General features: G+C 54.7%; 10 protein-coding genes and 2 pseudogenes. 9 read left to right on the forward strand and 3 right to left on the reverse strand.

What is annotated here, in order from left to right; genetic code table 11:
* Positions 1-50: 50 nt before the first annotated feature.
* Together AC2FEB_RS10765 and AC2FEB_RS10770 are read right to left on the reverse strand one after the other, a co-directional pair.
* The gene (locus tag AC2FEB_RS10765; RefSeq protein WP_496672567.1) at positions 51-1,190 is read right to left on the reverse strand and encodes an aminotransferase class I/II-fold pyridoxal phosphate-dependent enzyme; all 1,140 of its coding nucleotides are present in this window, start codon (positions 1,188-1,190) and stop codon (positions 51-53) included.
* Between the two features lie 40 nt (positions 1,191-1,230).
* Positions 1,231-1,686, reverse strand: coding sequence for a DnaA N-terminal domain-containing protein (locus AC2FEB_RS10770; RefSeq protein ID WP_496818349.1), 456 nt, complete (start codon positions 1,684-1,686; stop codon positions 1,231-1,233).
* Between the two features lie 696 nt (positions 1,687-2,382).
* Here AC2FEB_RS10770 and AC2FEB_RS10775 point away from each other — a divergent pair.
* The 9 genes and pseudogenes from AC2FEB_RS10775 (at position 2,383) to AC2FEB_RS10815 (ending at position 11,201) form a co-directional block, all read left to right on the forward strand.
* Complete coding sequence (locus AC2FEB_RS10775; protein ID WP_117873962.1) at positions 2,383-3,690, forward strand: AAA family ATPase; 1,308 nt, start codon at positions 2,383-2,385, stop codon at positions 3,688-3,690.
* Positions 3,687-4,796: a ParB/RepB/Spo0J family partition protein gene (locus tag AC2FEB_RS10780; RefSeq protein ID WP_496672561.1), complete on the forward strand. Its 1,110-nt coding sequence runs from the start codon at positions 3,687-3,689 to the stop codon at positions 4,794-4,796. Before AC2FEB_RS10775 ends, AC2FEB_RS10780 begins: the two co-directional genes overlap by 4 nt.
* A 662-nt stretch (positions 4,797-5,458) precedes the next feature.
* Positions 5,459-6,139, forward strand: a complete 681-nt coding sequence (locus AC2FEB_RS10785) for an IS6 family transposase (protein ID WP_496884060.1) — start codon at positions 5,459-5,461, stop codon at positions 6,137-6,139.
* 173 nt (positions 6,140-6,312) lie between these two features.
* Positions 6,313-6,882 (forward strand): flavodoxin family protein, encoded by a 570-nt coding sequence (locus tag AC2FEB_RS10790; RefSeq protein WP_298852728.1) that lies wholly within the window; start codon positions 6,313-6,315, stop codon positions 6,880-6,882.
* A complete protein-coding gene (locus tag AC2FEB_RS10795) occupies positions 6,882-7,181 on the forward strand; it encodes a putative quinol monooxygenase (protein WP_496884028.1) in 300 nt (99 codons plus the stop codon). The genes AC2FEB_RS10790 and AC2FEB_RS10795 overlap by 1 nt, the downstream gene beginning before the upstream one ends.
* 66 nt (positions 7,182-7,247) lie before the next feature.
* Positions 7,248-8,516, forward strand: coding sequence for a substrate-binding domain-containing protein (locus tag AC2FEB_RS10800; RefSeq protein ID WP_496884029.1), 1,269 nt, complete (start codon positions 7,248-7,250; stop codon positions 8,514-8,516).
* A gap of 11 nt (positions 8,517-8,527) precedes the next feature.
* Positions 8,528-9,172 carry an IclR family transcriptional regulator gene (locus AC2FEB_RS10805; RefSeq protein WP_496884030.1) on the forward strand — a complete coding sequence of 215 codons (645 nt, stop codon included), beginning with the start codon at positions 8,528-8,530 and terminating at the stop codon, positions 9,170-9,172.
* Positions 9,173-9,626: 454 nt separating this feature from the next.
* Positions 9,627-9,851, forward strand: a pseudogene (locus AC2FEB_RS10810) (hypothetical protein); the annotation flags it as partial.
* Between the two features lie 390 nt (positions 9,852-10,241).
* Positions 10,242-11,201 carry an IS5 family transposase gene (locus tag AC2FEB_RS10815; RefSeq protein WP_496884031.1) on the forward strand — a complete coding sequence of 320 codons (960 nt, stop codon included), beginning with the start codon at positions 10,242-10,244 and terminating at the stop codon, positions 11,199-11,201.
* Between the two features lie 52 nt (positions 11,202-11,253).
* Here AC2FEB_RS10815 and AC2FEB_RS10820 read toward each other — a convergent pair.
* Positions 11,254-11,529: pseudogene (locus tag AC2FEB_RS10820) on the reverse strand (IS110 family transposase); the annotation flags it as partial.
* Positions 11,530-11,551: the final 22 nt, after the last annotated feature.

Consider the following 11,551-nt stretch of genomic DNA (forward strand, 5'->3'; position numbering starts at 1 on the left):
AGGCAAAAGAAATGTCATCGAACCACTCGCATAAATTCGACGGCAACCCCTTAGCCTCCGTTCAGAATGTCTCCTGTAATATCATTCAACTTTGCCAGCCCGTCCCGCAAATGATCTTCGGGCAGGGCCGAGCTGAACCGAAAATGGTTCTCGACCCCGAACCGCGACCCCGGAATGACCAGCACGTCTTTCTCGCGCAACAGGCGCATGCTGAACTCCTCCGATGCGATCGGTAGATTGAACCGCACGAACGACATGGCCGACGCCTGAGGTGGTACAACCGAAAACACCCCCTGATGCCGCGCCAGTTCTTCCGTCAGAACGTCAAACCCCGTGCGGATCAGACGGCGCGCGCGGGCTTTCAGTTTGGATCGCGCTGGTTCGGCAAGTGCCTTGTCCGCCAGTTCCATCGACAACATGGATGCCGCGATCGAAGCATATTCGTGCCGCCGCCAGCATTGCTGAATAATATCTTCCGGCCCCACAAGCCAACCCAGCCTCAGACCCGGAAGTCCATAGGCCTTGGACATGGAGTTCACCACAAGAACCCTGTCCGTACTCCCCCAGAAGGAGGGCGTTTCAGTATCTCCTTCCCGCTCGGTTCCAGCATATACCTCGTCCGAAACAATCCAGGCGCCGACTCGCTCGGCTGCCGACACGATACGCGCGCGGTCCGCTTCGCCCAGAATTCGGCCCGTTGGATTGTTCGGATTGACCACATGAATGATGCGGGTCCGGTCATCGACGGCCCGCTCAAGCGCCTCGGCGTCAATGCCCCACCCTGCGGATTCGATCAGATCGACCCAGCGCACCTCGTTTCCACGATTGGCGGCGTTTCCTGAAATCTGCTCATAGGTCGGTCGAAAACACACAACATTGTCGCCGGGCCCTAACACCGTATTGGTGACCAGAGTGTTCGCTTCGGTTGCCCCGACCGTGACCATTACCCCATCCGGAGAAGCCCCCGGGTAAAAATCTGCGATGGTTTCGCGCAGGGATTGCTTTCCATTGACTTGCGGGTAATCGATCATCGTGGTCAGCAGAGTATCGAGATCAATCTGTGCCAGATCCATCAATCCCTGGAGCGACATAGGGTGTACGCCGCTTTCCGAGAAATTGAAGACCACTCCGTGCTCTGTGTCGGATAGGAACTGTTCGACCAGAAAAGGCTGAAAACTCCGGTTGATCATGACTCATCCTTTGTTCGGGTGGGCTTCGTGCCCGCCGCCCTTAATCGGCCGCTTCTATACGAACCGTTCTGATACTGGGATCAACGCGACTGTAAGCGGCCAGCAATCGCGCCGTCCATTTCTGTGCAATGTAGTCAGCCATAAACCGCGAGGGCGCAACCAGGGTGACGCTTCCCCCTGCCCTTTCCGCCTCGGACAGGTGTCGAAACCAGCTCGCCCACAGCTCGGGATCACGCCCGTGGAGAATCGATTGCACCTGTGACCAGACATCTTCAGCCGCAACTTCAGGTCCCACGGGCTTTGCCGCGAAAGGCACGACATTTGTAACGGGCTCGGAATCTTCACTCATCCGGGTCTGGAAATCGGGTCCTATGATCGGCCAGACCTCCTGCGTATCAATCATGATCTGTTTAAGGTCGATTTCGTAGACAGCGACCCGACCCCGTGCAGCAGGCCGTTTTACCGTTACCCAGCCTAATGCGCGAAAATTGGCCATTTCGCGCTTTACGGTCCTTTCGTTCACTGCCCACAGGCGCGAAATTTCTTCACGCCCAATCGATAATTCATTGTTCCGCCAGTTATATCGGGTCGTTATCAAGGCGATGATGCGCAGTATACTTCGCTGTCGATGCTTGTCGCCTGACAACGCGTAAATGGTGAGCGCCGATAATATATCGTATTTTAAGGCCGCCGCATTTCGCCCGACCGGTTTAGCCAGCTGCATACCCGTTCTCACCGCTCTGTCTGCCTCGGACGGGTGTGCCCCGTCTATCTTGCGCTGTTTGCCAACGCTTTTCGTCATCTTGGCCTAATTAGCGTCCAAAGCTTCGATTCTGTCAAGAAGAGTCTGAAAACGGTCAGAAACTTGCGCCAATCCAAATCAAAAAATAAAAGAAATCTGGTGAAGTATTGGTGAGGGGGGACATTCAAGGTGTCCCCTTATTCTTGTATTATGTCCCCCTATATGTCGCCGTTTCAGGACAATTGCCCCCCTAAATGCGGTTGAGGGTTCCATGCGAATCGTCGCCCTACAACTTTCGACCGCCCGAATCGGATTCAGGCTTGTAGGCCCTTGTTTTCTTACCCGTGGGTAAGATTGTAGTTTCATCATATTTTCTTTTGCGTAAAGCGCAAATCAGGCGTAAATAACAAATGAACAGAAATTTACGTTCCAAGCAAAGAGACATGAGGCATGTACACGCACGAAGACCTGAATGCATTGCGCAATCAATCTCTCAAACTACAGGGGTGGATTCGTCAGCAGACTTTTAGCCCCGAGATGGAGAAGACACTCCGCCGGTTCTCGAGCTGGGAGGTTTCCGAGCTGATCTTCCGGGTCAACCAGTCAACTTTTCGCGGAAAGCTTGCCGCTGATCCATCTCTGCCTGGTGGCGAAGTTGAGCCCGAGGGACGGCAGCGCTGGTTTAGCCTGGAAGAAGTGAATGAGTTGCGACGGCGGCTCAAAGTGAATCGCAAGTCCCTTATGCCACCTCGTCCCGAGGGTAAACGTGCCATTCGTGCGGCTGTGGCAAACTTCAAAGGCGGTGCGGGCAAGTCGACCGTAGCGTTGCATCTTGCTCATGCGGCCGCGCTTGATGGTTATCGCGTTCTCGTCGTGGACTTCGACCCTCAGGCAACGTTGAGCCATTCGATGGGTCTGACCGATGTGGCCGAAGACTATACTGTCTGGGGGATCATGGCGCGTGACCTGATCCGCGAGACGGAACGTATGAACAACCGGCCCGCAGCCGCGGAGTCTGGAACCGCCCTACCCCACCGGGAGTTGCCGCCGGCGATTACGGATATGGGGCTTGGTGACCTGCGGATCAGCGATTTCATCAGAAAGACATCATGGTCCACCATCGATGCAATACCATCCTGTGCGAACGCTGCCTTCGTCGAGTTCGCCTCGGCGCAATATCGCCATCTGAACCCAGAATGGTCTTTCTTTGCTGCGGTGTCCCGCTATCTGGATCAAATCCCTGATGATGCCTATGACCTGATTCTGTTCGATTGCCCTCCTGCCATTGGATATCAGTCAATGAACGCGGTGTTCGCAGCGGACATGTTGTATATCCCGTCCGGCCCAGGGTATTGGGAATATGATTCGACCACATCCTTTATCGGTCAGCTGGCCGAAGCTTTAGAGGATCTGGCTTACGGGTTCGACAAAACCTTACCCACGGGTAAGATCGGCCTTCCCAAAACGTTCTGCGAGTTGCGGTTCCTGCTCACGCGGTACGAGCCCGGCAACGCGTTGCATCTGGCGATGTTTGATGCCTTTCAGAAAGTTTTCGGGGACCACGTAGCACAGCATCCGGTTGAAATGACCCGCGCGGTTGAACAATCGGGCCGCTTTCTGAGCTCAGTCTACGAAATGGATTATCGCGAGATGACCCGGGAAACCTGGCGCCGGGCGCGTTCGACTTTTGATAATGTTTACGAGGAATTCCGGGGTGTGATGCTGTCTGCCTGGGACAAGCTGGAGGATGACGCATGAGCCGTAAGCGCAGAATGTTTGATATCGACCTACCTGCAATGGATGATATTCCTGTCGGCAAGGTTCCGGACAAGGTTCTTGAAAAGCGGCGCGGCCCGATGGCTGCGGCCATTTCGGAAAATGCCGATGCGCTGCGCGACCAGCAATCGACGGAAGAATCAATTCGTGCAGAGAATGATCGCCTTGCGCATGAACTGGTTCGCCTGCGGTCCGAAGGTCTGGTAACGGAGCGCGTGGCATTGGCTGACATCCTTTTTGAAAAGCTGACGCGGGATCGCAAGCCGGGACCGGATCCTGAACTGGACGAACTAAAGGCGTCAATCCGGGAAATCGGATTGTCCAACCCGATCCGACTTGAGCGTCGTTCAGATGGTCGATTTGAATTGATCCAGGGAATGCGACGCCTGTCAGCCTATCGGGCCTTGTATGAAGAAACGGGCGATGAGTTCTACGGCAGAATTCCGGCGGGTATCTCAGAGGCGGGCGATCTCGATACCAGTTACCGGCGCATGGTGGATGAGAACCTGGTCCGCAAGGATATCTCTTTTGCTGAAATGGGCGCTCTCGCACGCGCGTATGCCGAAGACCCGGCAAATGATTGCCCGGATGTAGACAAGGCGGTTTCCACGCTGTTTAAATCTGCCAGTTATACAAAGCGGAGTTACATCAGATCATTTGCCAGTTTGCTGATGATGTTGGACAAGGTGCTGAAACATCCGAACGAAATTCCGCGCAACGTAGGCGTAGAGCTGAAGCGCAAACTGGATGCAACGCCAGGTTTGGTGCGCCAGGTGAGTGACGCGGTCATGAGCGAGCCGGACCGAGACGGAGCGCGGGAAGTCGCAATTCTCAGATCTTTTCTGGGCGCTCCGGAAACAGGCGTGGCAAAGAAGGTTCCCGTTGAAAGTGCCGGCAAACCACGACGTGCAAAGACCACGTTTCAGGTATCTGGGCGGGCAGGGATCGCGAAATGCTCTGCTTCCAGCGGCCGAATTGAGTTGCGATACGATTTGGACTTTACGCGTGTCGACCGCAGCAAACTTGAGGCGGCGATTGCTGCTCTGATTGCTGCTCTCCCTGAGGAAGATGATCTTACCCATGGGTAAGATTCTGTTCGAAGGTTCGAAAAAGGGCGCCGGATCAAACCGACGCCTGAGTCTTTTCGCAAAAGCCTAGCGGGTACCAACAAAAGCTTCCTGCCCACAAGACTTCTAGGTTTGATCCAGTGTCCCGGGGCGAGCGTGACGAGGGGCTTGAGAGCGCGAGGCTTCAGCCATTTGTTCAGAAGTGGTGGTTTCACGGGATGTTGTAGCTGCCTAACAACACAAAGTTTAGGTCGACGCGAGTATGTTTTTGTTGGCGAAGGGTCTCCGGCAACTGCTTGAGCTTGCCGCTTGCAAAGGATGGAACGGAAGGTGCCAAGGTCACATAATCGCCAGTCTGCGCCAGATGTTCGGCGAGGTAGATCACACCTGATAAGAGGTGCTTATCGAGCTTAATCGCGAATTGGAAATGCGCTAATGGTAACGATCATAATTGCCGTTTTATGAGCGTAAAGCGGGTAGAGGGTTTGCGTCGTTCAAAAATTGGGGTTCACACGTCGTTAGCCAAATGGAACAAAAGCGGGTTCTGTCGCAAAATTCTCTGAGAACAGCATAGATGGAGCCGGCGGGTTGGTTATCCGGATCTGTTGCAAACTTTAGCCTGTTGACGCTCAGTCCACATGCCGGTGAATGACTTCCGGAAATATCAAACCGAAAGTTTGTTCATGATTTCTTTCAAAGGCGCGCAGTATCCCAAGGATGTCATCCTCTTTGCTGTATTCTTCTATGTCCGATACTGCGTGTCATATCGTGATTTGGAAGAAATCATGGCCGAGCGGGGTGTATCGGTTGATCACACCACGCTGAACCGCTGGGTGACAAGATACTCAGGCGCTATTGCCGACGCAGCGCGCAGACGTAAGGGATCTTGTGATCGATCTTGGCGAATGGACGAAACTTACATCAAGGTAAAGGGATCATGGGTTTACCTTTACCGAGCCGTCGACAAATACGGCAAAGCGCTTGATTTCATGCTTTCTCGACGTCGCAACAAACCGGCCGCCACAAAGTTCTTCGCCAGGATGCTGGAGGTCAACGGCCTTCCGAGGAAGATCGTCATTGACAAGAGCGGCGCCAATACTGCCGGCATCAAGGCGATCAACAAGATGCTCAAAGGCTTTGGTTGTCCGATCCCGATCGAGATGGTGAGGCGGAAATATCTCAATAACATCGTCGAACAGGACCACCGTTTTATCAAACGACGAACCCGGCCAATGCTGGGTTTCAAGTCGTTTGTATCAGCATCAGCTACCTTGAGCGGAATCGAAGTGGCTCACATGATCCGCAACGGTCAACTCACGCCCGGACTCTGTCCATTTCAACAGTTCGCGGAACTGGCTGCTTAACCCGTTAGCTCGGCGTGATCTCTTCGGTCAGCAAAAAACTTCGCAACAAAACCCTTACGTATTCATGTGAATTTTCTTGAGAGTCCAAAATATGGGAAGTCTGACAGTTTATTGGGATTGAATGGATGATCTGTAAACGCTCCTTCTGAAATTGCAACCAATGGGAGGACCAAATGGCTAAAATCCTGATTATCTACGACAGCGAAAGCGACCGTAAGTTCACTTCAACCGCCGTACCTTTTGTCAAGGAGGGAATCGAACAAGTCTCCGGCATGGAGATCCGCGTCAAACATGTCGATGAAGCTGAAACCGAAGACGTGTTCTGGGCCGACGGCATCGCGATAGGTTGTCCAACTCATCTTGGTGGCGTTTCATGGAAAATGAAGCAATGGTGGGACGAACGCACACCCGATATCTGGTTCAAGACCGACGGCAAATTCGCCGTACCCTTCACCTCGGCCGGTAGCCTTGGTGGGGGCGGCGAGCTGGCATGTATGGCGATGAGCATCATGATGATGAACATGGGCTATTTCGTCTTTGGCATCACTGACTACGTCGCTAAGAAAGAGAGTCTCCATTACGGTGCTGTCGTCGCGGGGGAACCTCGTGCCGATCCCGCCAAGGAAGTCTGTCGTCGCGCGGGTCGCCGCCTTGCTGAATGGGTTGGTTACTACATGGAAAGCCGTAAGGACCTGCACCCCCTGAAAGCTGAATACGAACGTTTCTGGGAGCTGGCAGACTAATGGGAAAAGCGAGACTACTTGTTGAACTGGATGTAACGCCAGATGAAGCGGGCACGTTTGTGGAGATGTTCCGCGAAGAATTCATGACCCGTTCCCGCAAGGAAGCCGGGTGCGAACAATACGAATTGTGGCGTGAGGCAGACAATCCATCGCGAATGACCATCATCGAAGTGTGGTCTTCTGCCGAAGCCTTGGATCAGCATCTTGCAATGGACTGGTTCAGCGAATGGGCACCGCGCATGGAGGCCGCTCAGGCGACGCCACTCGTCGTACGAAAAATGGTATCCGTCGAAGACTGAATTCGCAGCTCCGTGTTTGTACCGCCCATCAATCGGGCCTAGTGTTGGCTATCACGGAGCTGCCCTTTGACACATTCACCCAACATTGAACGCATTGTCGCTATCCTATCCGCTTTTGATCACAAAAATCGGCCTTTGCAGCCAATGGATATTCTGGCCCGCAGTGGAGTTGCTCGATCTACAGGCTTTGCGCTTTTGGCAGCGCTCACGAACAGAGGCTACTTGGAAAAGGTGGAGGGCGGCTACCGTCTTGGATCAGCGAGCCGAGATCTGCCTTTCGCGCCAATTGACCGCGTTGAGGATCGCGCAACTTTGCGCGCCGGTCCTCTGACCACGATCGCTGCGCCTGAAGGGTTGAAAATGCACCCTCAACTCTTCGACCTTGTTTCCTTGCCGCCCGTCGGCTCCTCGCCACCATGGAAGATTGGGTTCGCCAATGCGTCGCGGTCAAACCCTTGGCGCGTGGCATTGGAACGCAGTGTGACGGAAAAACACGCTCGCCTCTCGCCGTGGGTTTCGGACGTCATTGTCAGGAATGCCGAAGACGATGCCGAACAGCAGGCGAGCCAAATTGAAGAGTTGGTTTCTCTCGGCATCGACGCTCTGGTCATCAGTGCATCGCCACAAACTAATCGCAAGTTGACGTCCAGTTTGCGTCGATGCATGAAACGTGGCTTGCCTGTCGTCGCATTGGACCGCAGGCCTGTACGCGATGATTGCTACACCGTTTTTGTTACCGCGTCAGATGATCTGATTGGGCGGCTCAGTGCTATTTGGCTTTCCGAACATCTGAAGGGCGAAGGGAACGTATGGCTTTTGTCTGGCCTGCGTGGTGCAAGCCCAACAGAACGCAGGCTGAAAGCTGCATTGTCCGTGTTTGAAGAACTGCCCAATGTGGCCATCACTGCTCACCGCTATACGACATGGACGAGAGAAGGAGGGCGTTCCTCTATTGAAGAACTTCTGTCTAGATCTGATCAGATTCCGGATGGAGTCTGGTCGGATAGCGGCCTCCAGGGGCTGGGGTCAATCGACGCCTTTCTGAGCGCCCGCGTACCAATTCCTCCCCATACTGGCGGCGACGTCAACGGTATCTATCGAGCTGCCTTAAAAAACCGGATTCCTCTGTGTGCGATCGACTATCCATCTTCGATGGGAGCCAAGGCAATTGATACAGTAATCGCTTTGCTTCGAGGTGAATCGACCACGCGGCGCATTGAAGCTCCTACGCCTGTCATCCTGACAAAGGGATATGAGACAAAAAACGTTAAGGCGGACATCTGGGCTGAAGATCACACGAGGTGGGACCTACCTGACGATGCGCTCTTGTCGTGAGAAAATGAAAGATGAGTGATCGCCAGCTCCCCCACCAAATCCAGAACAGTTATGATCGGGCGGTCGCCAGGTTTTCCGATCTGTTAGATGGTGCGAGCGCGGCAAAGGGTTCGAGTGTTAACCAGGTGTCCATTCGGGCCAAACTTCCAAGGAGTACCGCATACCGGCAATTTGAAACGTTGGAACAGCTCCGGATCACGAACCGAGCGCCAAGTGGGGACATCACATTCAGTGATTTGGGCTGGCGCATTGGGTTTTCGGCTTGGGGTTTTGGAGATGTCAGCCCGTTCGCTGCCGCCACTGTGCGCTATTTGAGAATCCAGTCTCGCAGGACGTCTTTCTTGGGTGTTCTGACCGACCGAAAATTGCAGGCTATCGCTTATTCGGCAAGTAGAGGTTTGAGCTTCCGTTCGCTGTCAGCTGGTGGGCAATACGTTGTCTCAACAAGCGGCGTGTTTGGGGGAAACACCTTCGAAGCCCAAGATCGTGACAGCAAGATGGAATTCCTTATACTGCAGGACATTGTAGAGCGCGAATTCGGGTCCTTGAGACTTGGGGTAATTGCACTTTCATCGAGCGACGCTCGTGAACTTGATGAACATGGTTTGCTAAGCGACACGGCGCACCGGCTTCGCGTTGCGTTGAGGCAAGAATGAGGGACAGCGAAAAACGATGCAGATAGTCCAAGCTGAAGGTTTCTGGCGTTTCTTGCCGCTTGCTGTTGCCATCATCAACGTGGACACAATTCCTGCCCACAATGGCCTGCTTGCCCGCCTGGTAACGGTCTGAAGGCGTCCCGCTCTTGTGCCGCTCACATCGCTTGAATTCGGCTGCGGATTTTTCCTGTAAACGTTCCGACTTGCGACGCACTGGCCAGCTATCTGCCTGTGAATGTATTTTGGCTAGAAGGATGTTGTCGCCAGGTCAGGCGTGTCCGTTACAACAGCATCTTACGTGATGGCTGGCAAGGCCGTGTTTCCGGCAAGACCAGATATTTAGTCCTGAAGGCGGCAGATGGTCTTAGTTTCGTTCGAAATGCGGCCGCTGCAAACCTGCGTTCGGGCCAATCCAGAATGATCGGCGTTAGGATCTGAAGGTGTTGTCCATGACGGCGGTATTGCCATGGGCGGTGCCTTGGTCCAAAGCCCGTTCATCAAGGCCGTGGGCTTTACCGGATCCCAGCGCGGTGGACGCGCTTTGTTCGATCTGTGTGCGGCTCGCGAGGAACCGAACCCACTCTTTGGTGAGTTGGGGTCGGTAAACCCGATGTTCCTGCTGCCCGAGGCGTTGACGCTCGTGGTGCGGATATCGCGCGCGGCTGGGCGGCTTCGCTAACCATGGGAGCAGGGCAATTATGCACCAATCCAGGGCTCGTTTTCCTGCCAGAGGGATCAGCGGCCGAGGTATTTATTGCAGAAGCGGCGGCTGCGCTCGCGGATGCTTCAACGCAAACGATGCTGTCTGGCGGCATTGCGGACGCCTTTTGCGAAGGGCGCGACCGTATCGCATCCGTAGAGTGTGTGGAAACCGGATATGAGGGCATCGCGGACCATCGCGCTGCCAGCGCCTTCCTGTATCGGGTGACTGCTGAAAACCTTTGCTGTCAATCCCGCTTTGGCTCATGAGGTTATTGGGCTTTTAGGAGTTGTTGTAGTGACCCGACTGTGTTGCACGTATCGTTTCATCAGCGTAGCCAGTTGCCTGATTTAACGGCGGGATGGCGAGATGCCTTTCAAGCACAACGCGACGCGACGGGACAAGTTTGGGAAGGCCAAGTACCGGGTCACGAATTGGCCTGAGTACAACAAGGCGCTTCGCCAGCGTGGTGATGTTACGGTCTGGTTTAGCGAGGATGCGGTATCCGGGTGGTGCGCCCCAAGGTCAGGGAAACGTGGTGGTCAGCGGCAATATTCTGATCTGGCAATTGAGACCTGCCTGACCCTGCGCGTCGTATTCGGCTTACCCCTTCGCCAAACGCAGGGCTTTGTACTCAGTCTGCTGCGGCTCATGCAGATCGACGTTCCCGTTCCGGATTTTTCCACCCTCTGCCGACGCGCACAATTGCTTCGGATCACACCGAATGCTCGGTCCACGAGCGGTCCAGTGACGCTGATCGCAGACAGCACAGGGCTGCGCGTTCACGGCGGTCGAGACTGGATGCAGGAGAAACACGGGCTACCGAAGGCCCGTAAAACATGGCGCAAACTGCACATTGGCTTCGATCCCGAGAGTGGGGAGCTTGTGGCCTCCTGCTTGACAACCGAGCACGTCGGAGACGCCGGTGCTCTGCCCGAATTGCTGGCCGATGTGGCAGGCCCTGTTAATCGTTTCGTCGGCGACGGCGCCTATGATGGTGCGCCGACCACAGCGACGATCCGGCAGGCGTTGGGATCGGATGCCGAACTGATCATCCCGCCGCCGAAGAATGCCGTCCCAGGTGACTGCAATACACGCAACGCCCATATCAAAATGATCACCGGGCATGGACGAATAGCTTGGCAGAAAGCCACAGGTTACGGTCAGAGGTCACGTGGCGACGCTCAGGTTGGGCGCTACAAGGAGGTCATCGGGCCTAACCTGCGCGGCCGCAAAATGGAGACGCAGACAACCGAAACCCGGATCGCTGCCAACGCCCTCAACCGCATGGCCCGGCTCGGTCGTGCGGCCTATGTGCGTGTCGCCTGAAAGCAGGGGAATGAAGTCACTACGCCCCAACATCGATCCGTGCAACACGGTCATTGAATGGCTTCACATAGATCGCTGGAATGATCCGGGACTCGAAACCGAGCTCCCGCAGCATGCGGCTAACAAAGTGTGCGCTCATGCAGGCTTCCATGCCAACGACGCAGTGAGGAAGTTTCTCAAACGTCGGCTTCAACGCCAACCGCTTAATTTTCTTGCGCACTACGCGCTGACCAGCGTGGTCAAAGCCGACCAGATGGAAAGTGTCTTTTCCGATGTCGATGCCAATCACTGCGATCTCGCCGACGTCTTCAGTGCTTTTGGGTTTCATGACTGCTTCTCCTGTTTGCAGA

The organism is Ruegeria sp. YTSC106 (assembly GCF_059609765.1).